Annotated in this window: 19 protein-coding genes; 11 read left to right on the top strand and 8 right to left on the bottom strand. The window is 72.1% G+C overall.

Going from position 1 to position 25,842, the window contains the following annotated elements:
- Nucleotides 1-51: 51 nt before the first annotated feature.
- The 4 genes from ACWDX7_RS03490 (at nucleotide 52) to ACWDX7_RS03475 (ending at nucleotide 4,523) form a co-directional block, all read left to right on the top strand.
- Entirely contained in the window at nucleotides 52-1,065 is a 1,014-nt protein-coding gene (locus ACWDX7_RS03490) for a Gfo/Idh/MocA family protein (protein WP_451488453.1), read from the top strand.
- A 352-nt stretch (nucleotides 1,066-1,417) separates the two neighbouring features.
- On the top strand, nucleotides 1,418-1,618 hold the full coding sequence (locus tag ACWDX7_RS03485; RefSeq protein ID WP_451488454.1) for a helix-turn-helix transcriptional regulator: 201 nt from the start codon (nucleotides 1,418-1,420) through the stop codon (nucleotides 1,616-1,618).
- A gap of 204 nt (nucleotides 1,619-1,822) precedes the next feature.
- Complete coding sequence (locus ACWDX7_RS03480) at nucleotides 1,823-2,056, top strand: heavy-metal-associated domain-containing protein (RefSeq protein ID WP_451488455.1); 234 nt, start codon at nucleotides 1,823-1,825, stop codon at nucleotides 2,054-2,056.
- A gap of 160 nt (nucleotides 2,057-2,216) precedes the next feature.
- On the top strand, nucleotides 2,217-4,523 hold the full coding sequence (locus tag ACWDX7_RS03475; RefSeq protein WP_451488649.1) for a heavy metal translocating P-type ATPase: 2,307 nt from the start codon (nucleotides 2,217-2,219) through the stop codon (nucleotides 4,521-4,523).
- 325 nt (nucleotides 4,524-4,848) lie between these two features.
- Here ACWDX7_RS03475 and ACWDX7_RS03470 read toward each other — a convergent pair whose 3' ends face one another.
- Both ACWDX7_RS03470 and recD2 read right to left on the bottom strand, forming a co-directional pair.
- The gene (locus tag ACWDX7_RS03470) at nucleotides 4,849-6,138 is read right to left on the bottom strand and encodes a citrate synthase (RefSeq protein WP_451488456.1); all 1,290 of its coding nucleotides are present in this window, start codon (nucleotides 6,136-6,138) and stop codon (nucleotides 4,849-4,851) included.
- Nucleotides 6,139-6,305: 167 nt separating this feature from the next.
- Nucleotides 6,306-8,555: an SF1B family DNA helicase RecD2 gene (gene recD2 / locus ACWDX7_RS03465; RefSeq protein WP_451488457.1), complete on the bottom strand. Its 2,250-nt coding sequence runs from the start codon at nucleotides 8,553-8,555 to the stop codon at nucleotides 6,306-6,308.
- A gap of 418 nt (nucleotides 8,556-8,973) precedes the next feature.
- On the opposite strand from recD2, the gene ACWDX7_RS03460 reads away from it, so the two are divergent.
- On the top strand, nucleotides 8,974-10,812 hold the full coding sequence (locus ACWDX7_RS03460; protein ID WP_451488458.1) for a glycoside hydrolase family 3 protein: 1,839 nt from the start codon (nucleotides 8,974-8,976) through the stop codon (nucleotides 10,810-10,812).
- A gap of 42 nt (nucleotides 10,813-10,854) precedes the next feature.
- Here the strand turns inward: ACWDX7_RS03460 and ACWDX7_RS03455 are convergent, their stop codons facing one another.
- Together ACWDX7_RS03455 and ACWDX7_RS03450 are read right to left on the bottom strand one after the other, a co-directional pair.
- The gene (locus ACWDX7_RS03455) at nucleotides 10,855-12,288 is read right to left on the bottom strand and encodes an aminopeptidase (RefSeq protein WP_451488459.1); all 1,434 of its coding nucleotides are present in this window, start codon (nucleotides 12,286-12,288) and stop codon (nucleotides 10,855-10,857) included.
- A gap of 82 nt (nucleotides 12,289-12,370) precedes the next feature.
- Nucleotides 12,371-12,715 (bottom strand): hypothetical protein, encoded by a 345-nt coding sequence (locus ACWDX7_RS03450; RefSeq protein WP_451488460.1) that lies wholly within the window; start codon nucleotides 12,713-12,715, stop codon nucleotides 12,371-12,373.
- 275 nt (nucleotides 12,716-12,990) lie between these two features.
- Here ACWDX7_RS03450 and ACWDX7_RS03445 point away from each other — a divergent pair, with 275 nt between their 5' ends.
- On the top strand, nucleotides 12,991-13,545 hold the full coding sequence (locus tag ACWDX7_RS03445; protein WP_451488461.1) for an EF-hand domain-containing protein: 555 nt from the start codon (nucleotides 12,991-12,993) through the stop codon (nucleotides 13,543-13,545).
- A 111-nt stretch (nucleotides 13,546-13,656) separates the two neighbouring features.
- Here ACWDX7_RS03445 and ACWDX7_RS03440 read toward each other — a convergent pair whose 3' ends face one another.
- Both ACWDX7_RS03440 and ACWDX7_RS03435 read right to left on the bottom strand, forming a co-directional pair.
- Nucleotides 13,657-17,556 carry an ABC transporter ATP-binding protein gene (locus tag ACWDX7_RS03440; protein WP_451488462.1) on the bottom strand — a complete coding sequence of 1,300 codons (3,900 nt, stop codon included), beginning with the start codon at nucleotides 17,554-17,556 and terminating at the stop codon, nucleotides 13,657-13,659.
- A 145-nt stretch (nucleotides 17,557-17,701) separates the two neighbouring features.
- Nucleotides 17,702-18,466, bottom strand: coding sequence for a GntR family transcriptional regulator (locus ACWDX7_RS03435; protein WP_451488650.1), 765 nt, complete (start codon nucleotides 18,464-18,466; stop codon nucleotides 17,702-17,704).
- A 76-nt stretch (nucleotides 18,467-18,542) separates the two neighbouring features.
- Here ACWDX7_RS03435 and ACWDX7_RS03430 point away from each other — a divergent pair, with 76 nt between their 5' ends.
- Both ACWDX7_RS03430 and ACWDX7_RS03425 read left to right on the top strand, forming a co-directional pair.
- Complete coding sequence (locus ACWDX7_RS03430; protein ID WP_451488463.1) at nucleotides 18,543-18,926, top strand: type II toxin-antitoxin system RelE/ParE family toxin; 384 nt, start codon at nucleotides 18,543-18,545, stop codon at nucleotides 18,924-18,926.
- Nucleotides 18,926-19,270 (top strand): helix-turn-helix domain-containing protein, encoded by a 345-nt coding sequence (locus tag ACWDX7_RS03425; RefSeq protein WP_451488464.1) that lies wholly within the window; start codon nucleotides 18,926-18,928, stop codon nucleotides 19,268-19,270. The genes ACWDX7_RS03430 and ACWDX7_RS03425 overlap by 1 nt, the downstream gene beginning before the upstream one ends.
- A 48-nt stretch (nucleotides 19,271-19,318) precedes the next feature.
- Here ACWDX7_RS03425 and ACWDX7_RS03420 read toward each other — a convergent pair whose 3' ends face one another.
- Together ACWDX7_RS03420 and speB are read right to left on the bottom strand one after the other, a co-directional pair.
- Nucleotides 19,319-21,001, bottom strand: a complete 1,683-nt coding sequence (locus ACWDX7_RS03420) for a thiamine pyrophosphate-binding protein (RefSeq protein ID WP_451488465.1) — start codon at nucleotides 20,999-21,001, stop codon at nucleotides 19,319-19,321.
- A 46-nt stretch (nucleotides 21,002-21,047) separates the two neighbouring features.
- On the bottom strand, nucleotides 21,048-22,013 hold the full coding sequence (speB, locus tag ACWDX7_RS03415) for an agmatinase (RefSeq protein ID WP_451488466.1): 966 nt from the start codon (nucleotides 22,011-22,013) through the stop codon (nucleotides 21,048-21,050).
- Nucleotides 22,014-22,139: 126 nt separating this feature from the next.
- On the opposite strand from speB, the gene ACWDX7_RS03410 reads away from it, so the two are divergent.
- From ACWDX7_RS03410 to tesB, 3 genes are all read left to right on the top strand, one after another.
- Nucleotides 22,140-23,627 carry a PucR family transcriptional regulator gene (locus ACWDX7_RS03410; RefSeq protein ID WP_451488467.1) on the top strand — a complete coding sequence of 496 codons (1,488 nt, stop codon included), beginning with the start codon at nucleotides 22,140-22,142 and terminating at the stop codon, nucleotides 23,625-23,627.
- A 100-nt stretch (nucleotides 23,628-23,727) separates the two neighbouring features.
- Nucleotides 23,728-24,885: an acyl-CoA dehydrogenase family protein gene (locus ACWDX7_RS03405; protein WP_451488468.1), complete on the top strand. Its 1,158-nt coding sequence runs from the start codon at nucleotides 23,728-23,730 to the stop codon at nucleotides 24,883-24,885.
- A 36-nt stretch (nucleotides 24,886-24,921) separates the two neighbouring features.
- Entirely contained in the window at nucleotides 24,922-25,800 is an 879-nt protein-coding gene (gene tesB / locus ACWDX7_RS03400; RefSeq protein WP_451488469.1) for an acyl-CoA thioesterase II, read from the top strand.
- Nucleotides 25,801-25,842: the final 42 nt, after the last annotated feature.

Here is a 25,842-nt window from a genome sequence, read left to right as displayed (position 1 = left end):
CGAAGCCCGAAGCCCGAAGTCCGCAGCCTGAAGCCTGAAGGAGGAGCTGACATGTCCAGCACGCTCGGCATCGCCGTGATCGGCACCGGGAAGATGGGCGCCGACCACGTCCGCCGGATCGGACGGACCGTCGGCGGGGCCCGGGTCGTGGCCGTGGCCGATCCGGACGCCGACCGGCTCAAGGAGGTCGTGGGCGCCCTGGACGGGGCGAGCGCGCACACCGACCCGGCGTCCGCGCTAGCCGCGCCGGGGGTGGGGGCCGTACTGATCGCCTCCCCCGGGCCCGCCCACGAGGAGGCGATCCGGTACGCCCTGGAGCGGGAGTTGCCCGTCCTCTGCGAGAAGCCGCTGACCCCGGATCCGGCCGGGGCGCTGCGGATCATGGAGGCGGAGCAGCGGGTGGGCCGGCGGCTGGTACAGGTGGGGTTCATGCGGCGTTACGACGCCGAGTACGAGCGGCTCAAGGAGCTGCTGGACGCGGGGGGCATCGGCCGGCCGCTCTTCCTGCACTGCCGCCACCGCAACGCCGCCTCGCCGCCCTTCTTCACCAGTCCCATGCTGATCAGCGACTCCGTGGTGCACGAGGTCGACGCGGCCCGGTGGCTGCTGGGGCAGGAGATCACAGCCGTGTCCGTGCTCTCGCCCACGCCCTCCTCGGCGGCGCCGGAGGGGCTGCGCGATCCCCGGCTGGTGCTGCTGGAGACCTCCGGCGGGGCGGTCGTCGACGTGGAGATCTTCGTCAACTGCGGTTTCGGCTACCAGGTGCAGTGCGAGGCGGTCGGCGAGTCGGGCAGCGCCCGGATCGGCGACCGCCAGGCGATGGTGGTCCAGTCGGGGGGCCGGTGGGGCGGCGAGATCGAGCAGGACTTCACGGTGCGTTTCGCCGACGCCTACGACCGGCAGCTGCGGAGCTGGGTGGCCGCGGCCGCGCGGGGCGGGGTGACGGGGCCGGACGCGTGGGACGGCTACGCGGCGGCCGCGGTCTCGGAGGCGGGCGTGGCGGCCGCGCGCAGCGGCGTACGGACCGTGGTGGAGCTGGTGGAGCGGCCGCCGCTGTACCGCTGAGCCGGAGCGCACCCCCGCCGGACGGCGGGGCGGCGGCGGGGTTCCGTACGGCGACCGGCGCCGCCGCAGGGTCTCCACCGCCAGCGCCGCCGCAGGGTCTCCACCGCCAGCGCCGCCACCACCCCCGTGTACTCCTGGCTACCCGTGTGTCACGGCTGTCACGGGCGTCCCACTTGTGTCACACATGTCCGCATCACGCGGGTTTTTCGTCACAGGCGTTCGACAGCCCCTCCCCTGCCCTCGTCCCGCGTCGTTCCCCTGGAACAACGCGAGTGATCGTCAGTGTCCACGCGCCGGCTCCTCCGACCGGCCTCCCGGCCGGCCCCGCGACGTGGACGAGGAGGTGTCGTGCATGAGCGACCGACAGCTGTGGTCGTACAAGGAGATCGCCGCCCACATCCGGGTGCAGCCGGACACCGTGCGCTCCTATCGCAAGCACGGGCTTCTTCCCGCCCCAGATCACGTGGAAGGCGGCAAGCCCTACTGGTACGCGGACACCATCCGCACCTGGGTCGCCCGCCGCCCGCGTAACAGAGGTCGCCGCGAGGAGTGAGCGCCCGCCGGCCGTGTGGTCCGTCGCGCCCGGCCGGGGGCACCCCGTGCCCATCCGGTGGCCGAGGAACCGCTGGCGGAAACTCACTCTGCACCGGCTCGCTTGGTACCCCTAGGGGGTATAGTCTTCTTCTGTCGGGAGGACGGTGGAGCGATCCGCCGCACCTTCCGGCGACTGGACGCACCCCTGAAAGAGGAGAACGACATGAGCGCCGAGACGGACACCGGCACCACCACCGTCTACCGGGTGACCGGCATGACCTGCGGGCACTGCGAGGGCGCGGTGACCACCGAGCTGTCCGCCCTGCCGGGCGTCAGCTCGGTCAAGGCCGTCGCCGCGACCGGCGAGGTCACCGTGGTCTCCGCCGCTCCGCTCGCCGACGAGGACGTCCGCGCGGCGGTGGACGAGGCCGGCTACACCTACGCCGGCCAGCTCTGAACCTCATCCTTTCGGCAGTACCCCGCCGGGCCGTACCGGCCAGCTCATACTGGTTCCGTACGGCCCGGCCCTCCCCCTGGAGCCGGACATGAGCAGCAGCAGCACAGTGCACGACGGAACGGTCCACGACGGAGCAGCGCACGACGGACCGGTAGCGGACATGGCGCACACGGCGGACCCGGCGGACGCGGCCGACCCGGTGGCCGGACCCGCCACCGAGGTCGAGCTGGCCATCGGTGGGATGACCTGCGCCTCCTGCGCGGCCCGCATCGAGAAGAAGCTGAACCGGATGGACGGCGTCAGCGCCACGGTGAACTACGCCACCGAGAAGGCCCGGATCTCGTACGCGGGCGGTGTGCGCGTCGCCGACCTGATCGCCACCGTCGTGAAGACCGGCTACACCGCCGAGGAGCCCGCCCCACCGGCGCCCGAGGCCCAGGCACCGGCCGGGGCCGCCGAGGCCGAGCGGGACGGGCCCGACCCGGAACTGGCCGCGCTGCGCGGCCGGCTGCTCGTCTCCGCCGTCCTCGCCCTGCCCGTCGTACTGCTCGCGATGGTCCCCGTCCTCCAGTTCGACAACTGGCAGTGGCTCTCGCTGACGCTCGCCGCGCCCGTCGTCGTCTGGGGCGCCCTCCCCTTCCACCGGGCCGCCTGGACCAACGCGCGGCACGGCGCCGCCACCATGGACACCCTGGTCTCGGTGGGCACCCTGGCGGCCTTCGCCTGGTCCCTGTGGGCGCTGTTCTTCGGCCACGCGGGCATGCCCGGCATGCGCCACGGCTTCACCCTCTTCACGGTTCAGGGGGGCGGCCTCTCCCGTACGGACGGCTCCTCCGCCATCTACCTGGAGGTGGCCGCGGGCGTCGTGACCTTCATCCTGCTGGGCCGCTATCTGGAGGCCCGCTCCAAGCGGAAGGCCGGCGCCGCCCTCAAGGCGCTGCTGGAACTGGGGGCCAAGGACGTCACCGTCCTGCGCGGCGGCCGGGAGGTCCGCGTCCCGGTCGGCGCGCTGGTGGTCGGCGACCGGTTCGTCGTACGCCCCGGCGAGAAGATCGCCACCGACGGCACGGTCGTCGAGGGCAGCTCCGCCGTGGACGCCTCCATGCTGACCGGCGAGTCCGTCCCGGTCGAGGTGTCCGTCGGCGACTCCGTCACCGGCGCAACCGTGAACGCCTCCGGCCGCCTGGTCGTCCGCGCCACCCGGATCGGCGCCGACACGCAGCTCGCCCGGATGGCCCGGCTCGTGGAGGACGCCCAGAACGGCAAGGCCGAGGTGCAGCGGCTCGCCGACCGGATCTCCGCGGTCTTCGTGCCGATCGTCCTGGTGCTCGCCCTCGGGACCTGGGTCACCTGGCTGCTGATCAGCGACAACCCGGCCGCCGCCTTCACGGCCGCCGTGGCCGTCCTGATCATCGCCTGCCCCTGCGCCCTCGGTCTGGCCACGCCGACCGCGCTGATGGTCGGCACCGGCCGGGGCGCGCAGCTCGGGATCCTGATCAAGGGCCCGGAGGTGCTGGAGTCCACCCGCCGCGTGGACACCGTCGTCCTGGACAAGACCGGAACCGTCACCACCGGCCGGATGACCCTCTCAAGCGTCTTCCCCGCCGCGGGCACCGACGAGCTGGAGCTGCTGCGCCTCGCCGGAGCCCTGGAGCACGCCTCCGAGCACCCCATCGCCCGGGCCATCGCCACCGGCGCGGCGGAAAGGGCCGGCGCCCTGCCCGTCCCCGAGGGCTTCGTGAACCTGGCCGGGCTCGGCGTACAGGGAGTGGTCGAGGGGCACGCGGTGCTCGTGGGCCGGGAGCGGCTGCTGGCCGACTGGTCGATCGCCCTGCCGGCCCCTCTGGCGCAGGCCAAGGCCGCCGCCGAGGCCGCGGGAAGCACGGCCGTCCTGGTGGCCTGGGACGGCGAGGCCCGCGGGGTGCTGACCGTGGCCGACGCGGTCAAGGAGACCAGCGCCGAGGCCGTGGCCCGGCTGCGCGCCCTGGGGCTCACCCCGGTACTGCTGACCGGGGACAACAAGGCCGTGGCCGAGACGGTGGCCCGCGAGGTGGGCATCGACGAGGTGATCGCCGAGGTCCTCCCCGAGGACAAGGCGGGCGTCGTACGCCGCCTCCAGGCCGAGGGCCGTACGGTCGCCATGGTCGGCGACGGGGTCAACGACGCGGCCGCGCTGGCCCAGGCCGACCTGGGCCTGGCCATGGGCACCGGCACCGACGCCGCCATCGAGGCAGGCGATCTGACGCTGGTACGGGGAGACCTGCGGGTGGCCGCGGACGCGATCCGGCTCTCGCGCCGGACCCTGGCCACCATCAAGGGGAACCTGTTCTGGGCCTTCGGCTACAACGTGGCGGCCCTGCCGCTGGCGGCCGCCGGCCTGCTCAATCCGATGATCGCGGGGGCCGCGATGGCCTTCTCCTCGGTCTTCGTGGTGACCAACAGCCTGCGGCTGCGCTCCTTCCGGTAGTGGATCATCTCCTCGATCCGTACACACTTCCTTCACGGGAGACGCAGATCACAGTGACGGCTACGTAACCATCCGGGGTCGCCGTGGGTCTAATGGGTCGATGCCGGAACGTCTGGGGAGACGTCCGTGGCATCGGCCGGCCCGGCAGCGTGCCGCGGGAAGCCGTGCGCGGCGCTCCCGGTCCGAGCGGGTTCCGGCACACACCGACGCCCCGGCGCGGGTCCCGTGGGGGGAATCCGTACCGGGGAAAAGGAAAGCGCCCCGACCGTCGACCCGTGGGGGGATCGGTGGCGGGGCGCTTTTCGTACGCCGTGCGGGCCTCGGGTCAGCGGGCCTCGACCGGGACGAAGTCGCGCAGGACCTCGCCGGTGTAGATCTGGCGCGGGCGGCCGATGCGGGAACCCGGCTCCTTGATCATCTCGTGCCACTGGGCGATCCAGCCGGGCAGCCGGCCGATCGCGAAGAGCACGGTGAACATCTCGGTCGGGAAGCCCATGGCCCGGTAGATGAGACCGGTGTAGAAGTCCACGTTCGGGTAGAGGTTGCGCTCGACGAAGTACTCGTCGGCCAGCGCGTGCTCTTCCAGCTTGAGCGCGATGTCGAGCAGCTCGTCGCTCTTGCCGAGCGCCGAGAGGACATCGTGCGCCGCCGCCTTGATGATCTTCGCCCGGGGGTCGAAGCTCTTGTAGACGCGGTGCCCGAAGCCCATGAGGCGGACACCGTCTTCCTTGTTCTTCACCTTGCGGATGAAGGCGTCGACGTCGCCGCCGTCGTTCTTGATGCCTTCCAGCATCTCCAGCACCGACTGGTTGGCGCCGCCGTGCAGCGGACCCCACAGCGCGGAGATGCCGGCCGAGATCGAGGCGAACATGTTCGCCTGCGAGGAGCCGACCAGGCGCACGGTGGAGGTCGAGCAGTTCTGCTCGTGGTCCGCGTGCAGGATCAGCAGCTTGTCCAGCGCCGAGACCACGACCGGGTCCAGGTCGTACTCCTGGGCCGGCACCGAGAAGGTCATGCGCAGGAAGTTCTCGACGTAGCCGAGGTCGTTGCGCGGGTAGACCACCGGGTGGCCGACCGACTTCTTGTACGCGTAGGCCGCGATGGTCGGCAGCTTGGCCAGCAGCCGGATCGTCGAGAGGTGGCGCTGCTTCTCGTCGAACGGGTTGTGGCTGTCCTGGTAGAACGTCGACAGCGCGCTGACCACGGAGGACAGCATCGCCATCGGGTGCGCGTCACGCGGGAAGCCGTCGTAGAAGCGCTTCACGTCCTCGTGCAGCAGCGTGTGCTGGGTGATCTCGTTGCGGAACGACGCGAGCTGGTCGACGGTCGGCAGCTCACCGTTGATCAGCAGGTAGGCGACCTCGATGAAGGTCGAACGTTCGGCCAGCTGCTCGATCGGGTAACCGCGGTAGCGCAGGATGCCCTGCTCGCCGTCGAGGTAGGTAATGGCGGACTTATAGGCAGCGGTGTTTCCGTAGCCACTGTCCAGGGTGACCAGCCCGGTCTGGTTGCGCAGCTTCGCGATATCGAAGCCCTGGTCACCAACGGTGCTCTCGACCACCGGGTAGGTGTATTCACCGTCCGCGTACCGCAGTACTACAGAGTTGTCGCTCACGTCATCCCTCACCGACGTAGTGCCTCTTCTTCGAGGTGCCCTGACTGCCTCTACCTTCCCCCATTTGGCGCAGGAGAGTGCACTCGGGGTCGGCCTTTGGTCCTTTTGACGGCACTGAGTGCCGCCAACCTGCACATCCTGCCTCTTCCGCGCCGATTGCGGAAACCCTAGGTGATGTTTCCCGTCGGTATGCGGCCGGACAGCCTAGGGGCGACAGCCGTGTACCTCCTGCCTGCGGAAACCGTACGCACCGCCTGGGCAAGGGCCTTGCGGGACCCGACGAGGACCACCAATTTCTTCGCCCGCGTCACCGCCGTGTAGAGCAGATTGCGCTGGAGCATCATCCAAGCCCCGGTGGTGACCGGGATCACCACCGCCGGATATTCGCTCCCCTGGGAACGGTGGATGGTCACGGCGTAGGCGTGGGCCAGCTCGTCCAGCTCCCCGAACTCGTAACCGATCTCCTCGTCCTCCTCGGTCCGCACCGTCAGGCGCTGTTCGTCCGGGTCCAGAGCGGTGACCACCCCCACCGTGCCGTTGAAGACGCCGTTGGCGCCCTTCTCGTAGTTGTTCCGGATCTGGGTCACCTTGTCGCCCACCCGGAAGACCCGGCCGCCGAACCGCTTCTCGGGCAGATCGGGCCGGGCCGGCGTAATGGCCTGCTGGAGCAGGCCGTTGAGGTTCCCGGCGCCCGCCGGGCCCCGGTGCATGGGCGCGAGCACCTGGATGTCACGGCGCGGGTCCAGCCCGAATCTGGCCGGAATCCTGCGGGCGGCCACATCGACGGCGAGCCGCCCGGCCTCCTCGGTGTCCTCCTCGGCGAAGAGGAAGAAGTCCGGCAGACCGTCGGTGACCGGCGGCAGGCCGGTGTTGATGCGGTGCGCGTTGGTGACCACGCCCGACTGCTGTGCCTGCCGGAAGATCCGGGTGAGTCGGACGGCGGGCACCGGACCGCCCTCGGCGAGCAGGTCCCGCAGCACCTCCCCGGCGCCCACCGACGGCAGCTGGTCCACATCGCCCACCAACAGCAGGTGCGCTCCCGGCGCCACGGCCTTGACCAGCTTGTTGGCCAGCAGCAGGTCCAGCATCGAGGCCTCGTCCACGACGACCAGGTCCGCGTCGAGCGGCCGCTCGCGGTCGTACGCCGCGTCCCCGCCCGGTTTCAGCTCCAGCAGCCGGTGCACCGTGGAGGCCTCCGCCCCGGTGAGCTCGGCCAGGCGCTTCGCCGCCCGGCCGGTGGGCGCGGCCAGCACCACCTTGGCCTTCTTGGCGCGGGCCAGCTCCACGATCGAGCGGACGGTGAAGGACTTTCCGCAGCCGGGCCCGCCGGTGAGGACGGCGACGCGGCGGGTGAGCGCCAGTTTCACCGCGTCGCGCTGCTCGGGGGCGAGCTCGGCACCCGTCCGCCCGGCGAGCCAGCCGAGGGCCTTGTCCCAGTCCACGTCCTGGAAGCCGGGCATCCGGTCGTTCTCCGCGTGCAGCAGCCGGCGCACCTGCCCCACCAGCGACAGTTCGGCCCGGTGGAAGGGCACCAGGTACACGGCGGTGAGCGCGGGGCCGCCCTGCGGATCGGGCACCGGTTCCCGTACGACGCCTTCCGGGTCGGCGGCGAGCTCGGCCAGGCAGTCGATCACCAGCCCGGTGTCCACCTGGAGCAGCTTGACGCCGTCGGCGATGAGGCGGTCCTCGGGCAGGAAGCAGTGGCCCTGGTCAGTGGACTGGGACAAGGCGTACTGCAGGCCGGCCTTGACCCGTTCGGGGCTGTCGTGCGGGATGCCGACGGCCTGGGCGATCCGGTCGGCGGTGAGGAAGCCGATGCCCCACACGTCGGCGGCGAGCCGGTACGGCTGGTTCCTGACCACCGAGATGGAGGCGTCGGCGTACTTCTTGTAGATGCGCACCGCGATGGAGGTGGAGACGCCGACGCCTTGCAGGAAGACCATGACCTCTTTGATGGCCTTCTGCTCCTCCCAGGCGGCGCCGATCAGCTTGGTCCGCTTGGGGCCGAGCCCGGGCACCTCGATCAGCCGCTTCGGCTCGCCCTCGATGACGTCGAGGGTGTCGGTGCCGAAGTGCTCCACGATCCGCTCCGCGATCTTCGGGCCGATGCCCTTGATCAGGCCGGAGCCGAGGTAGCGCCGGATGCCCTGGATGGTGGCCGGAAGCACCGTGCGGTAGTTCTCCACCGTGAACTGCTTGCCGTACTGGGGGTGGGAGCCCCAACGGCCCTCCATGCGCAGCGACTCGCCGGGCTGCGCGCCGAGCAGGGAGCCGACGACGGTGAGCAGGTCGCCGCTCCCGCGGCCGGTGTCGACGCGGGCGACCGTGTACCCGCTCTCCTCGTTGGCGTAGGTGATGCGCTCCAGCACCCCCTCGACCACTGCCGGTTCCACCGCCCGCGTCCCGTTCGCTGCCATGGCACGAAGCTACCCGCCCGCGCCGACAGCCCGGCAGCCCTGTGGAGAAGTGCCCGGTGGCCCCCGGACCGCCGACGACACCAAAGGGGGCCCGGCCTCGCGGCCGGACCCCCTCACGGTTACCCCTCCCGTGCCGGACTTCCCGATCCCCCCAGATCCCCTCCCGGAAGCGCCGACGCACCGTACGACTCCGGTCGGGCCCCGGACGGTTGCACCGCGGGCCGGGATTTACCTTTCCGTTATCAGACGCGCACGGCCGGAAGGGGAGGGGCCGCTGCCGTACGGGCGGGCCGCCGCCCGGCGATCACCGAGGCCGTCCGGACGCTCAAGGAGCACTGGGCCCGGGTGGCCCCCCTTCCGGGGGACCTCCCGAGTGTCCGTGGCTCCCGGGCCGCAGCCCCGCAGTAGGGTCCGGCGCGTGCCGTATCAAGCCTCCCGCCGGACCCTGCTCGCCGCGGCCGCCATGGCCGCCGTCACGGCTGCCTGCCCCACCTCCTCCGCCGCGGGCGCCCACCGCCTCCGCCGCTCCTCCGACGGACCGCGCTCCCCCGCCGCGGACCCGGGGCGGGGCGGCCCGCCGGACCGCCACCCCGACCGGACCAGGCTGCGCGGCCTGGTGGCGGGGATGAGCCTGGCCGAGAAGGTCGGGCAGCTCTTCGTCTCGCGGGCCTACGGCCACTCGGCGACCGCCCCCGACCCGGCGGACGCCGAGAAGAACCTGGCGCTCTTCGGAGTGCGCACCGCCGCCGAGCTGGTCTCCTGCTACCACCTCGGTGGGATCATCTACTTCGCCTGGGCCCACAACACCCGCACCCCGCGCCAGATCGCCGAGCTGTCGGACGGCCTCCAGCGGGCAGCCCTGACCACCGGCGCCCGCGTCCCGCTCCTGCTCTCCACCGACCAGGAGCACGGCGCGGTCGCCCGCATCGGCAAGCCCGCGACCCTCATGCCCGGGGCCATGGCGCTCGGCGCGGCCGGTTCCGCCGACGGCGCCGAACGGGCCGCGCGCATCGCGGGCGAGGAGCTGGCCGCCATGGGCATCCGGCAGAACTACGCGCCGGTCGCCGACGTCAACGTCAATCCGGCCAACCCGGTCATCGGCGTACGGTCCTTCGGCTCCGACCCCCGCGCGGTGGCGGACCTGGTCGCCGCCCAGGTCTGCGGCTACCGCGCCGCCGGGGTCGCCGCCACCGCCAAGCACTTCCCCGGCCACGGGGACACCGAGACCGACAGCCACGTCGGGCTCCCCGTGATGCGGCACACCCGCGCGCAGTGGGAGCAGGTGGACGAACCGCCCTTCCGGGCCGCGGTGGAGGCGGGCGCGGACGCCGTCATGACGGCGCACATCGTCTTCCCCGCGCTCGATCCCTCGGGGGACCCGGCGACCCTCTCCCGGCCCATCGTCACGGGCCTGCTGCGTGAACGCCTCGGCTTCCGGGGCGTGGTGGTCACGGACGCGCTGGACATGGCCGGGGTCCGCCAGAAGTACGGGGATGGCCGGGTGCCGGTGCTGGCCCTGAAGGCGGGCTGCGACCAGCTGCTGAACCCGCCGGACCTGGGGCTCGCGTACCGCAGCGTGCTGGCGGCCGTGGAGGCGGGCGAGCTGACGGAGGAGCGGATCGAGGAGTCGGTGCTGCGCATCCTGGAACTCAAGTCCCGCCGGGGCCTGTTCGAGGCAGCCCACCCGGCCGCGCGGCGGGTGGAGGAGACGGTCGGCAGTCCCGGGCACCTGAAGGCCGCCGACGAGATCGCCGCCACCACGACGACCCTGCTGGCCAATCCCGTGAACCTGCTGCCCTTCGACCCGGCGGCCCGTCCCCGGCTGCTGGTGACCGGGACGGACCCGGTGTCCCCCACGGGTACCACAGGGCCCCCTACGGCCGTACTGGCGCGGGAGCTGGCCGCCCTGGGCTGCGCGGCGACGGCCCTGCCGCCCGCCCGCGCGGTGGCCGCGGCGCCCGGTCACGCCGCGGTCCTGGTGTGCACGTACAACGTCCCCGAGGGGGACGGCGAGCAGCGCGCGCTGGTCACGCGGCTGCTGGCCACCGGGGTGCCGGTGGTCGTGGTGGCGATCCGCAACCCGTACGACCCGGCGCGGCTGCCCGCCTGCGCGGCGGAGGTGGCGACGTACTCCTGGACGGATGTGGAACTGCGGGCCGCGGCCCGCGTGATGACCGGCGCCGTGCGCCCGGCCGGCCGCCTCCCGGTCCCGGTGCCGGGCCGCTACCCGCTGGGCCACGGGCTGACGTACGCATAACCGCGCACGCCGGTCCGTGGCCCCTCGGGCCCTACCCGGGAGCTACGGCCGCAGCTGCGCCTCGCGCTCCAGGTCGTGCTGGTCGAGCTGCGCGTCCGGCGAGGCCAGCGGCGTCGCCCGGCCCGCGTCGGCGAGCGCGGCGGCCGGGGCCACCCCGGCCCACTGCAGGATCTTCGCGGTGGCCAGCGCCTTCTCGCCGTCCAGGAGCTTGGAGACGTTGGCCCCGTGGTTGGCGCCCGGCGCGGTCATGACGTAGCTGTCGCTCACCCCGTACCCGAGGCGGAACGGCTCGGCGCCCCACGGGTCGTTCTGGCCGTTCACGAACAGCATCTGGTGGGCGTTGTTGCGCACCCAGTTGTCCACGTCCGCCATGGCTCCCGGCTGGAAGGTCATGGGGATGTCGCGCGGCACGAACTCGCGCGGCGCCTGGTAGCCGTAGCGGCTCAGGTTGCCCAGGTGCGGCTGCTTGATGTCGGGCGAGCCGAGCTGCGTACCGGCCTGGTAGTAGTACGGCGTGTACGTCTGCAGGCCCTGGTCGGCGTAGGCCGAGAAGCCGGAGATCGCGTCGATCGTGTCCCAGATCTCCTGGTCGCTCGCGGTCGCGGCCGTCGGGATCGAGGCGCAGTCGGCGAGCAGGCTGTACTGCCAGAAGGCCCACACGTAGTCGAGCACGACGGCCTCATAGGCCTTGTCGAGGTTGCCGACGGTGGTGAAGGTCCAGCCGTTCTCGGCCGCGGCGGCGGCGTACTTGGCCTCCAGCGGCTCGCGGCGCACGAGCGCCTCGCGCTGGACCGCGTTCAGCTTGTCGCGGCACTCCTTGGTGCCGACCTTGGCGAAGAACCGGTCGTAGGCCGAGTCCTCCTTGTTGACCACGTCGTTGGGCGCGACGTACGCGACGACGCCGTCCATGTCCTGCGGGTAGAAGCGCTCGTAGTACGTCGCCGTCATACCGCCCTTGCTGCCGCCGGTGGACAGCCAGTTCTTGGTGTAGGTCTTCTTCAGCGCGGTGAAGATGCGGTGCTGGTCGCTGGCGGCCTGCCAGATGTCCAGGTTCGCCCAGTTGGCCGGGTCGGGCCGGGAGGGCGTGAAGAATCGATACTCCATGGACACCTGGTTGCCGTCGACGATGGTCGTCGGCTCACTGCGGCGCGGGTTGGTGTTGACGTTGTAGCCGGAGGTGAAGAAGACCGTCGGCCGGGAGACGTCCTTGTGCAGAAGGGTCAGGCGCTGCTTGAAGGTGCCTTTCCACGGCTGCCGGTGGTCGACCGGCTGCTCGTAGTTCAGTACGAAGAAGCGGTAGCCGGGGTACGGCTTCTCCTCGATCAGACTCATCCCCGGGATGCCGAGGATCCGGTCCTTGATGTCCGTCGCGGCCGCGGGCCCCGCGGCGGTGGCCGCCTGAGCCGTGGAGCCGGCCGCACCCATGGTGCCGATCAGCACCACGAGTGACAGCAGCCATCCGAGCGTCTTGCGCATTCACCCTCCCCTTGAGTTCACTTGGTCGCCGTGAACCTAGCCGGGTCAACACGCCGCTGACCAGACCGCGTTGGGCGCGGCTTCAGCAGAGGACCCAGCCGGTGGCGGCATACCCGGAGCCAACGCTGCCCCTTACATACACACAGCGGCTGATCGCACCGACGGTGACGGGGCCCGCATAACGGGTGAACCGCCCCGCGTCGCGGACGGGCAGGCCGCCGCGCGGCTGAATGCTCACCTCCATCCGCCGCCGCTCGCCGGGCACGCGCGCCACGGTCATCGCGCAGGCCCGCGTGCGGCTCTTGAACACCCGGATCTCGCCCGTCGTGAAGGCCACCGTCTTGACCAGTCGGCCCGCACAGCCCCCGCCCGCGGCCTGCACGGGCGGCGCCGCGAACAATCCGCCGGCGCACAGCCACAGCACCACCGCGAGTACCCCCAGGCCCCCGGCCCTTCTTCCGCCAAACCCCCGCCACCCCTGCGACACCCTGCCCCCCGATCAGTCGTACGCACCCCGCGCGTACGCACGTACGACGCCCGGGCCCACCCGAAGGTTGCGGTGGCGGTGCTCACCACCGGCCGCCCCTACCTCGTACGAGTGCATCCGCAACTTCCCAGCGGCGGAGCGGGAGTTCGCCGATCCCAGGGACGTTACGTTAGGTGATCGCCGATACCGCCCGCCATAGCCGTGAAAGGCAAGACATGACGAACGACCTGCTCGACCGCAAGCTGGAGCGCGCCTTCACGCACCTGGACGCCGACGGGAGCGGCGTGATCGACGCCGACGACATCTTCTCCCTGGGATCGCGGCTGCTGTCGGCCCTCGGGGAGCCTGCCACCTCGCCGAAGGCGGACCTGGTGATGGCGGGGGTCGCCGACTTCTGGCAGGACCTCTTCACCGAGCTGGACATCGACCGGGACGGGAAGGTCACGCCCGAGGAGTACAAGCTCGGCATGACGCGGCTGTACGCGCAGGGCGGGCCCGCCTACGACCGGTCCTTCCGGCCGATGGTGAAGGCCCTCCTGACGGTGGTCGACACGGACGGCGACGGGCGCATCAGCCCGGAGGAGTTCCACCGGTTCCAGGAGGTCTTCAACCCGGAGCTGAACCGAGCGGACGCCGAGGCGCTGTTCACACGGATCGACAAGGACTCGGACGGCACCCTGTCGGTCGCGGAACTCCTCGTCGCCGTCCGCGAGTACTACACGGGAACCGACGAGGACGCCCCCGGCAACCTGCTCTTCGGCGAGCTCTGAGCCCTCGCGCGGGCCGCCCCTTCAACGCGGGCCGCCCCTTCGCGGGGGCGGCCCGCGCGAGGCAGACGGCCGCGCCGGGCGCGGCCCCGGGCGGGCCGCGCCCGGCTGGGCTTAGGCGGCGGCCCGCTCGTCCTCTCCGACGAAGGTGCGCCACAGCTCTGCGTACCGGCCGTCGCGTCCGAGGAGTTCGGCGTGGGTGCCGTCCTCCACGACCCGGCCCCGGTCCATGACCACGACCCGGTCCGCGCGGGCGGCCGTGGTCAGCCGGTGCGCCACGACCAGCGTGGTGCGCTTGCCGGCGAGCCGGTCGGTGGCCTGGTTGACCTGGGCTTCGGTGGCCAGGTCGAGGGCGGCCGTGGCCTCGTCCAGCAGCAGCACGTCCGGGTCCACGAGCTCGGCGCGGGCCAGCGCGATCAACTGGCGCTGGCCGGCGGAGAGGTTGCGGCCGCGCTCGGCGACGGTGTGCAGGTAGCCGCCGTCGAGGGTGGCGATCATCTCGTGGGCGCCGACCGCGCGGGCGGCGGCTTCCACCTCGGCATCGCTCGCCTCGGGGCGCCCGTAGGCGATGGCGTCGCGGACGGTCCCCGGGAAGAGGTAGGGCTCCTGGGGGACGACGCCCAGCCGGTGGCGGTACGCCGTCAGGTCGAGCTCCCGCAGATCGGCGCCGTCGGCGGTGATCCGGCCGGAGGTCGGATCGTAGAACCGGGCCACCATCTTGACCAGCGTGGACTTGCCGGCTCCCGTCTCACCGACGAAGGCGACGGTCTGCCCGGCGGGGATGCGCAGGCTGATTCCGGCCAGCGCCTCACCCTTCTCGCCCCGCTCCTCGGCGGTCCCGTACTGGAAGCGGACGTCCTCGAAGGCGATCTCGCCGCGCAGCTGCGGCACCTCGCGGGGCGCGGGGGGCCGGGGGGTGCTGGTGGGCTCGCGCAGCAGCCCCTGGATGCGGCCGAGGGCGACGGTGGCCTGCTGGTAGCCGTCGAAGACCTGGGAGAGCTGCTGGACGGGGGCGAAGAACAGGTCGATGTAGAGCAGGTACGCCACCAGCGCGCCCGTGGTGAGCGTGCCTGCCTCGACCCGGCCGGCGCCGACGATCAGCACGGCGGCGGCGGCGCCCGAGGACAGCAGCTGGACGAAGGGGAAGTAGACGGATATCAGCCACTGCCCGCGCACGCGGGCCTCCCGGTACGCGTCGCTGCGCTCCGCGAAGCGGGCCGCGCCGGAACGCTCGCGGCGGAAGGCCTGGACGATCCGCAGCCCGGACACCGACTCCTGGAGGTCGGCGTTGACCAGGCCGACCCGGTCACGGGCCAGCTCGTAGGCGGCGACCGACTTGCGGCGGAACACGATCGTGCCGACGACCAGGACGGGGAGCGTGGCGAAGACGATCAGCGCCAGCTCGACGTCGAGGACGAGCAGGGCGATCAGGATCCCGAGGAAGGTGAAGAGGGAGACGACGGCGGTGACGAGCCCGGTCTGCAGGAAGCTGGACAGGGAGTCGACGTCGGTGGTCATGCGGGTCATGATCTTGCCGGTCAGCTCGCGCTCGTAGTAGTCGAGGCCGAGGCGCTGGAGCTGGGCGAAGATCTTGACGCGGAGGGCGTACAGCACGCGCTCGCCGGTCCGGCCGGTCATCCGGATCTCGGCGAACTGCGCGGCCCACTGCGCCACGACGACGAGCAGGGCGAGGGCGGCCGCCACCCAGACGGCGCCGAGGGCGGTCTGTTCGACGCCCTGGTCGATGCCGTGCCGGATCAGGATGGGCAGCAGCAGTCCCGAACCGGCATCGAGGGCGACGAGGCCGAGGCTGACGGCGAGCGGGGCCCAGAAGCCGCGCAGCAGGCGGCGCAGGCCGTAGCTCTCCTCGGCGGACGCGGCGCGCGTCTCGTCCACGTCCGGCCGGTCGTCGGCGGGCGGCAGCGCGGCCACCTGCGCGAGCAGTTCGGGGGTGGCGGGCAGACCGGCGCCCGCGCCGGCCGCCGAGGGCGGCCCGGCCAACGGCGCACCGCCCGCGGCGGCGGCGACGGGGAGCGGGCCGGAGACGGAGGTGGAGGTGGAGGTGGAGGAGGCACTGTCGGCCTTCTCCTGCCGCCGCCACAGTTCGGGAGTGACCCCGCCGGACACCCGCCGCTTGGCGTTGACCGGCTCGCAGTCGATCTCGGCTTCGAGCTCGATGTCGCGTTCGAGGTTCCCCTCGATGTCACGCTCCATATCGCGCTCGAACTCGGTCATCGCCGGTGCCTCGGCGGTCCGCGGCGAACCGGCGCCGAGGGCGTCGGGGTCCGTCAGCAGCCTGCGGTAGAGGGGAGAGCGGCGCTCAAGCTCTTCGTGCGTCCCGATGTCCGAGAGGCGCCCGCGGTCGAGTACGGCGATCCGGTCGGCCAGCCCGAGCGTGGACCGGCGGTGGGCGATCAGCAGGGTGGTCCGGCCCGCCATGACCGTCCGCAGCGCCTCGTGGATCTCGTGCTCGACGCGGGCGTCCACGGCAGAGGTGGCGTCGTCCAGGAGCAGCAGCCGGGGGTCGCTGAGGATGGCCCGGGCGAGGGCGATGCGCTGGCGCTGCCCGCCGGAGAGGGTGAGCCCCTGCTCGCCGACCTTGGTGTCGTACCCGTGGGGCAGGGCCGCGATGAACCCGTCGGCCTGGGCGGCGCGGGCCGCGGCCTGGATCTGCTCGTCGGTGGCGTCCGGCTGCCCGAAGGCGATGTTGGAGCGGATGGTGTCGGAGAAGAGGAACGAGTCCTCGGGCACGATCCCGATGGCCGCGCGCAGCGACTCGTACGTCAGCTCGCGGACGTCGTGACCGCCGACGCGGACGGCGCCGCGGTCGACGTCGTAGAAGCGCGGCAGGAGCAGCGAGACGGTGGACTTGCCGCTGCCCGAGGATCCGACGACGGCGACGGTCTCGCCCTGCGCGATGGAGAGGGAGAACCCGTCGAGCACGGGCCGCTCGGGGTCGTAGCCGAAGACGACCTCGTCGAATTCCACGGTGGCGGGCGCGTCGGCGGGCAGCTCGCGGGCGCCCTCCCGGATGACGGGCTCGGTGTCGATGAGCTCGAACACCCGCTCCACACCGGCGCGGGCCTGCTGACCGACGGTCAGCACCATGGCCAGCATCCGCACGGGGCCGACGAGCTGGGCGAGGTAGGTGGAGAAGGCGACGAAGGTACCGAGGGTCACCTGGCCGCGCGTGGCCATCCAGCCGCCGAGGGCCAGCATGGCGACCTGGCCGAGGGCCGGGACGGCCTGGAGGGCGGGGGTGTAGCGGGAGTTGAGGCGGGTGGCCCGCAGCCGGGCGGCGAACAGCCCGCGCCCGGCCTCGCGGAGCTTGTCGGTCTCCTGCTCCTCCTGGCCGAACCCCTTGACGACGCGGACCCCGGTCACGGCGCCGTCGACCACGCCGGCGACGCGGGCGGCCTGCGCCTGCGCGTGCCAGGTGGCCGGGAAGAGCTTCTTGCGGCTGCGCTTGGCGATGAACCAGAGGGCGGGGGCCATCAGCAGTGCGACGAGGGTCAGCAGCGGCGACAGCCACAGCATGATCCCGAGGGATATCCCGAAGAGGAGGAAGTTCCCGATCGTCATCGGGAGCATGAAGAGCAGGCCCTGGATGAGCTGGAGGTCACTGGTCGCGCGGCCGACGACCTGCCCGGTGGACAACTCGTCCTGCCGGCGCCCGTCGAGGCGGGCGATGGAGTCGAACATGTCGGTGCGCAGGTCGTGCTGCACGTCGAGGGCGAGACGCCCGCCGTAGTACCTGCGGATGTAGGTGAGTACGTAGACGAGGAGGGCCGCGCCTATGAGCGCGCCGGCCCAGGGAGCCATGTCCTTGGACTTGTCCCCGATGACGTCGTCGATGATCACCTTGGTGACCAGCGGTACGAGCGCCATGACGGCCATCCCGGCCAGTGAGGATCCCAGCGCCAGCAGCACATTGAGCTTGTACCGCCAGGTATAGGCCGCCAGCCTCCTGGCCCAGCCCTGTTTCTCCCCAGCCGCCGTCTCTTCCACGCTCACGTGATGCCTCCCCGTCGGTCCTGCCCTGCCGCCTCCCCCAACGCGCCGACCGGCGGATTTCATCCCGCCGCCACCATCGAACAGCCTTACGCGGTCCTGCGCGCGGCGGCCTGACCTGTCCGGGGGTCGGCCGCCCCGAGGGGCTCTAGGGGGCGTCGAACTCGTACTCCAGGACGTAAGCGGAGGCGTCCAGCACCATCTGGTTGACCTCGACGGCCTTCCCCTGCGCCGTGAAGGCGGTACGGGAGACCAGCACGACGGGCGTCCCGGCCGTCAGGCCGAGCTGGCCGGCCTCCTCTGAGCCGGGCATCCGCGAGCGGATCTCCTCGCGGAAGCGGACGGGCCTCTGGCCGAGGTCGGCGAGGCGGGCGTAGATCCCGCCGGGACCGGTGTCGGGCTGCACGATGGGAGTGCCTGCGACCAGGGCGGCGTCGAGGTACGAGGTCGCGAGCATGACGGGCTTCCCGTCGAGCAGGAACCTGCGACGGCGGACGCAGGCGGGCGCGCCGTCAGTGAGACCCAGCACGCCGGCGACGGCCTGCGGCGCGGCCCCCTCGGTGACGCCGAGGAAATCGACCTCGGGGTCGTGCCCCTTGCCGTCCGCACCCCAGATGGACCCGCCGGCGCCCCACACCTCAACGGACAACCGCTGGATCCCGCGCCGCCGGATGCCTACACGGAATTCGCGTACGAAGACCCCGGCGCCCTTGCGCGCCTCGGCCAGCCCCTCGGACTGAAGCACACCGAGCGCCTGTCGCGCGGTCATCCGCGCCACCCCGTAGGTGCTCATCAGGTCGTTCTCCCCAGGGAGCCGCTTTCCCGCCCCGTACTGGCCGGACTCTATGGCGGCCTTCAGCGCGGCAGCGATGCGCTGGTACTTGGGCTGCCATACGGCGCCGTCACTCGGCATGCAGTCCTCACCCACACGAAGGATTCCTTACCCGTTCCCGTCCGTCATACACTGAAGCATCTATACGTTCCGATGCATGGACAAGCTATTCGATATCGAGATCGAGCCGGAGGTCCGGCTTTGGCTGATGAACCTCTCCGACGCGGACTACTTGGTCGCAGAGCATGCGGTCGGGCTGCTGCTGAACAGCCCCACGACGCTTGGCGAGCCGTACTCACGACACCTTGGCGACGGGGTGCGGGAGCTCCGGTTCGACGTCGGCCACGATCGCACTGCCGTACGTATCTCATACTGGCTCGCCCCCTACCGACGGATCGTGTTGCTGACGGTCTTCCGGAAGACGAAACAGCGTGAGGATCGCGAAGTGGCCCGAGCCGCACTCGCTAAGGAACACTGCAAGGCCGAGCACGGGCCTGCAACCGATATCTACATCCGTGACACGAAGGACGGAGTGTCGTAATGGTTAGCCACGCACGCTGGAAGCTCAGCCGGGATAGGTCGATCGCCGAGGGGTTCTCCGAGAGCCCGGAGATCACCAGGCGCCGAGAGGAGATCCGGCTCGCATTCGAACTCGGGCAGGCCGTATACGACCGGCGGACCGAACTCGGGATCTCGCAGTCCGAGCTCGCGCGGCGGGCGGGGATGACGCAGCCGCAGGTGTCCAAGCTGGAGCTCGGCGGGACCGTGCCAACTGTGCCGTTGCTGGCGCGCCTCGCGCGGGCCATGGAGTCCGAGCTCAACCTCAAGCTCGTCGGCGAGACCTCCGTCGTCGTCTTCACCGCCCACGAGCACGAAGCCGCCTGACCAAGCCTGAAGCCGGAGGCGGGCCCAGGCGAGCCGCGGGCGGGCCCCCTAAACGTGGGTCGGCGCGAACATCCTGAGCGTGGCCGGAAGCAGGAGCACCGAGGGCCCCGGGGTGGCGAGGGCCTTCTTGAGGTCCGCCGCGAGGGTGGCCGGGGTGGTGCGGGTCGCCGGGATCGCGAAGGATTCGGCCAGGGCGACGAAGTCGGGGCGGGTGAGCTCCGTGCCCGTCGGGTTTCCGAACGAGGAGGTCATGTACTCGCGCAGGATCCCGTAGCCGCCGTCGTCCACGATCAGCCAGGTGACGTCCAGGTCGTGCTGGCGGGCCGTGGCCAGTTCCGCGATCGAGTACATCGCGCCGCCGTCGCCGGAGACCGCCAGGACGGGGGTGCCCGGTTCGGCGACGCAGGCGCCCAGGGCCGCCGGGAAGGCGTAGCCGAGGCCGCCCGCGCCCTGCGCCGAGTGCATGGTGTTGGGGTGCTTCGGATCGAAGCCCGACCAGGCCCAGTAGCCGAGGATCGTCATGTCCCAGAAGGAGGGCGAGCGGGGCGGCAGGGCCTGGCGGATGGAGGTGAGGAGTTGCTGCTCCAGGCCGAGGTCCTGGCCGGCGAGGCGGGCCGCGATGTCCGCCAGGACCATGCGGACGCGCTCGGCGGCGTACGGGTCCTCGCGTTCGGCCACGGTTTCCAGGAGGGCCTGGAGCGCCAGGCGGGCGTCCGCGTGGATCCCCAGGGCGGCGTGGTTGGACTCCAGCTTCCCGAGGTCCGCCTCGATCTGCACGACCCGGCCGGTGGGGAAGAACGTGTGGTAGTTCGAGGAGAGTTCGCCGAGGCCCGATCCGACGACCAGCAGGACGTCCGCGTCCTCCAGGAAGTCCGTCATGTGGCGGTCCTCCAGCCAGGACTGGAGCGAGAGCGGATGGGTCCACGGGAAGGCGCCCTTGCCGCCGAAGGTGGTGACCACCGGGGCGTTCAAGCGCTCCGCGAGCTGCTTCAGCTTGCCCGCCGCGTCGGAGCGGACCACTCCGCCGCCCGCGATGATCACCGGGCGGGAGGCGTTCTCCAGCCAGTGCGCGGCCACGGCGGTCAGTTCGGGCCGCGGGGCCAGTTCGTGCGGGGTGGCGTCCATGCCCGTGACCTGGGGGATGAGCGTCTCGGCCCGGATCACGTCCTCCGGGATCTCCACCCAGACCGGCCCGTGGGGAGCGGTGAGCGCCGACTCCCATGCCTCCGCGATCACCGAGGGGATCTGCGAGGGGGCGCGGGCCACGTGCACCGACTTCACCACGTCCCGGAAGGAGGCGGCCTGGTCCCGCAGTTCGTGCAGGTGTCCTCGCCGGCCGCCGCCCAGGCCCGCGACGGGCACCTGGGAGGAGATGGCGAGGACCGGAGCGGACGCCGCCGCGGCCTCCGCGAGCGCGGGCAGGGCCATCAGGGCGCCGGGGCCCGTGGAGAGGAGGAGCGGGACCGCCTCGCCGGTGATCCGGCCGTACGCGTCCGCCGCGAAGCCCGCGTTGCTCTCCGTGCGGAGGGTGATCAGCCGCAGGTCCGAGCGGCCCACCGCGTCGAAGATGCCGAGCGCGTGCTGCCCCGGCAGCCCGAAGGCGGTGGTCGCGCCGAGCGAGCGCAGCGTCTCCACGACCAGGTCCCCGCCCGTGCGGCCCGGCGGCGGCGCCAGGGCGGCGGCCGTCTGGGCCTCGGTGGGACGGAGTACCAGGTCGTGGTCGTGCGTCACGTGTGCTTACTCGCCCTTCGGGTGCGCCTGCGCCGCCGTACCGTGCCTAGCGGCCCTGCCGTCCGGCAGCGATCTGGCGGCTCATGATCGTGGTGAGCTCGTAAGCGGTGTGCGAGGCCGCGACCGAGGTGATCTCCGCGTGATCGTACGCCGGGGCGACCTCGACCACGTCGGCGGAAACCAGGTTGCAGGACGACAGCCCGCGGATGATCTCCAGCAGCTCGCGGGAGGTCATGCCGCCCGCCTCCGGGGTGCCGGTGCCGGGGGCGTGGGCGGGGTCCAGGACGTCGATGTCGATGGAGATGTAGAGCGGCCGGTCGCCGATGCGCTGGCGCAGCTGGTCGGCGACCTCGTCGGCGCCGCGGCGGTAGACGTCCGCGGAGGTGACGATGCCGAAGCCCATCTTGGCGTCGTCGTCCAGGTCCTGCTTGCCGTACAGCGGGCCGCGCGTACCGACGTGCGACAGCGCCTCGGTGTCGAGGATGCCCTCCTCCACCGCCCGCCGGAAGGGGGTGCCGTGCGTGTACTCGGCGCCGAAGTAGGTGTCCCAGGTGTCCAGGTGCGCGTCGAAGTGCAGCAGGGCGACCGGGCCGTGCTTCTTCGCCACCGAACGCAGCAGCGGCAGGGCGATGGTGTGGTCGCCGCCGAGGGTCATCAGGCGGGAGCCGGCGCCGAGCAGCTCGTCGGCGGCCGCCTCGACCGTCTCGACGGCCTCGTTGATGTTGAAGGGGTTGACGGCGATGTCACCGGCGTCCGCGACCTGCGCGAGGGCGAAGGGGGAGGCGTCCTGGGCCGGGTTGTACGGGCGCAGCAGGCGGGAGGCCTCGCGGATGGCGTTGCCGCCGAAGCGGGCGCCGGGGCGGTAGGAGACACCGGAGTCGAAGGGCACGCCCACGACGGCGACGTCCGCGGAGCCGACCTCGTCGAGGCGCGGCAGCCGGGCGAAGGTGGCGGGGCCCGCGTACCGCGGGATGCGGGAGGAGTCGACGGGGCCGCGCGGCTGCGTGCTCATGAGGGGTGCCCTTCTGAAGGTCATGCTGGTTCCTGCGGGTGCGGTCCTTCGAGCGTAAGGCGGCGCCCGCGCGCCGCGAAGTGTACGTTTCATCCATCGAGCACTTCTGATGTGTACGGAGTATCCATGGAGGCCCCGCCCACCCCGCCGGTCCCCCTCGGCGCGCTGCTCCCGGACCGGGAGCTGGCCCTGCGCCACCTGGCCGGGCCCGCCGAGGCCGACGTACACGGGGTGCACGCCTCCGAGATGGCGGACCCGTCCCCGTACCTGCTGGGCGGCGAGCTGCTGCTCACGGCGGGGGCGGCGCTGAGCGATGCCGAGGCGTACGTCGCGCGGTTGTCCCGGGCCGGGGTGGCGGCGCTCGGTTTCGGCGTGGCCCCCGTGCACGAGGCGGCGCCGCCGGGCCTGGCCGAGGCCTGCGACCGGTACGGGCTGCCGCTGCTGGAGGTCCCGCCCGGCACTCCCTTCACCGCGGTGGCCCGTACCGTCTGGCGGCTGATGGCGGAGGCCCGGACGCGCGAACTGCGCCGGGTCACCGAGGCCCAGCAGGCCCTCGCCTCGGCGGCCGCCCGGCCCGACCCGGTCCCCGCCGTGCTGTCCCGCCTCGCGGCGAGCCTGGGCGGCTGGGCGGCGCTGCTGACCCCCGGCGGCCCGGAGGCACCGCCCGCGGGGACACCTGCCGCCGGGGCGCCTGCCGCCACAGCCGCCGCGGCCACTCCCGCCGGCGCCGCGCCCATCACCCCCGCCGCCGAATCCTCGGCCGTACCCGCCGCCGGCCCGGCCGAGGAGGTCCGGGCCGCCGTCACTGCGCTGGCGCGGCGCGTCTCCCACGGGGGCGCCGCGACGGCCACCGACACCCTGGCCGGCACTCACCTCGCCGCCTTCGCCGCCGGCGGCCGGCACGTACTGGCCCTCGCCACCCCGGCCCGGACCCCCGGCGACCACACGATCGCCTCCGTGGCCGCCGTGCTGCTGAGCCTGCTCACCGCCCACCGCCCGGCCGGGGCGGAGGCCGCCGCGCTGACCCGGCTCCTCCTGGACGGCGACCCCGCGGCGGCACTGGCATCCGGCCCCTGGCATGTGGTCCACGCCCGCGGCTCCGGGGATCCGCAGAGTCTCGCGGCCGCGCTGGGGACCGTACTGATGGACCCGCGCGGGCCCGGCGTACGCCTGCTCACCGACCGGGAGCCCGCCCCGCAGCCCGGATGGCGCCTCGGGGTGAGCGCCCCGGTGGTGCCCGTGGAGCTGGCGACCGCCGCGGCGCAGGCCGCCCGGGCCCTGCACCGCGCCGAGGCGGCCCGCACCCCCCTGGTCCGGCACACCGACGGCGGCCTGGACACCCTCGTCGACCCGGCGGAGGCACGCGCCCACGCCGAAGCCGTGCTCGCCCCGCTGAGCCCGGTCCAGCGGAGCACCCTGCGCGCCTGGCTGGCTCACCACGGCAGCTGGGACCGCACGGCCGCCACCCTGAGTGTCCACCGCAACACCGTCCGCCAGCGCATCGCCCGTACGGCCGCCCTGCTGGGCGCGGACCTGGACGATCCGGACACGCGGATGGAGATGTGGTTCGCACTGCGGAGTCTGGACAGGAGCGACAACCCGCCAGTAACTTAATCTGAGCAAGCGCTTAGAGCTCAGCCATCATTTCGACCACGTCGGCGCGCAACCACGACCGCGAGAGCGGGCCGCGGTTTAGCCGCAGAGGGGACCGGCCGTGCGCCGTACCGTTTTCAACGAGGACCACGAGGCGTTCCGCGAGACCATTCGCGCCTTCATCGAGGCGGAGGTCGTCCCCGTCTACGACGAGTGGTTCCAGGCCGGCCAGGCGCCCCGTGACTTCTACCACGAGCTCGGAGAGCTGGGCGTCTTCGGCATCAACGTGCCCGAGGAGTTCGGCGGCGCCGGCCTGGACACCCACAAGTTCGAGGCCGTGCTCTACGAGGAGACCTCGCGCGCGGGCGTGAACTTCGGCGGCTCCGGCGTGCACGTGCTGCTCGCCCTGCCCTACCTGAAGATGCTCGGCAGCGACGAGCAGAAGAAGCGGTACCTGCCGAAGTTCGTCTCCGGCGAGGAGATGTGGGCCCTGGCGATGACCGAGCCGGGCACCGGCTCCGACGTCGCGGGCATGAAGACCACCGCGAAGCTCTCCGAGGACGGCACCCACTACGTCCTCAACGGCTCCAAGACCTTCATCACCGGCGGTGTGCACGCCGACCGGGTGATCGTCTGCGCCCGTACCTCCGCCCCGCGCGAGGACGACCGCCGCTTCGGCATCTCGCTGTTCGCGGTGGACACCAAGTCCGAGGGCTACTCCATCGGCCGCAAGCTGGACAAGCTGGGCCTGCGCACCTCGGACACCGCCGAGCTGGCGTTCGTCGACGTGAAGGTTCCGGTCGAGGACCTGCTCGGCGAGGAGAACAAGGGCTTCTACTACCTCGGCGCCAACCTGCCCTCGGAGCGCTGGGGCATCGCCTTCGGCGCGTACGCGCAGGCCAAGGCCGCCATACGGTTCGCCCAGGAGTACGTGACGGACCGCACCGTCTTCGGCAAGCCGGTCGCCCACTTCCAGAACACCAAGTTCGAGCTGGCCGCCTGCCAGGCCGAGGTGGACGCCGCCGAGGCCGTGGCCGACCGCGCCCTGGAGGCCCTGGACGCCGGGGAGCTGACGGCCGCCGAGGCCGCCTCCGCGAAGCTGTTCTGCACCGAGGTCGCCCACCGCGTCATCGACCGGTGCCTCCAGCTGCACGGCGGCTACGGCTACATGAACGAGTACCCGATCGCCCGCCTGTACGCCGACAACCGCGTGAACCGCATCTACGGCGGCACCAGCGAGGTCATGAAGTCCATCATCGCCAAGTCCATGGGCCTGTAAGGGATTCAAGGCGCCTCCAAGCCTTCTCCCTCCCCCATGAACGAGGCACTGACGACGCTCCTCGATCTGCTCGACCTGGAGCGGATCGAGGAGAACATCTTTCGCGGTACCAGCCGCTCGGCGCTGGTACCGCGCGTCTTCGGCGGCCAGGTCGCGGCGCAGGCGCTGGTCGCGGCCGGGCGTACGGTCCCCGAGGACCGCACCGCCCACTCGCTGCACTCGTACTTCCTGCGCGCCGGGGACCCCGGCGCGCCCATCGTGTACTGCGTCGACCGGATCCGCGACGGACGCTCCTTCACCACGCGGCGGGTCGTCGCCGTCCAGCACGGCCAGCCGGTCTTCCACCTCTCCGCGTCGTTCCAGACGTACGAGGAGGGCCTGGACCACCAGGCCGCCATGCCCGCCGCCCCGGACCCGGAGACGCTGCCCACCGCGGCCGAGTCCCTGCCCGCCTACCGGCAGGTCTTCCGCGACCCCGACACGGTGGAGCGGCTGGTCGAGGCGCGCGGCGCAGTGGACCTGCGGTACGCGACGACCCCGCCCTGGGGCAGCGTCGGCGAGCCGGTGGAGCCGCGCTCGCAGGTGTGGTTCCGTACGGCGGGCAAGCTGGACAGCGCCGATCCGCTGCTGCACACCTGCCTGGCCACCTACGTCTCCGACATGACCCTGCTGGACTCGGTGCTGCTGGCGCACGGGCGGGGCGGATGGGCGGTGGGCGACGTGGTGGGGGCCTCGCTGGACCACGCGATGTGGTTCCACCGGCCGTTCCGCGCGGACGAGTGGCTGCTGTACGACCAGGAGTCGCCCTCGGCGGCGGGCGGCCGGGGCCTGGGCCAGGCCCGCATCTGGACCCAGGACGGCCGCCTCGCCGTGACGGTCATCCAGGAGGGCGTCATCCGCGTACCGCGTCCGTAGCCCGGCGGCTCCGCCCGGACCCGCACCTCAAACGCCCGCGGG

It is taken from the genome of Streptomyces sp. NPDC003034 (genome assembly GCF_053591375.1).
This window is presented reverse-complemented; position numbering and strand designations above follow the sequence as displayed.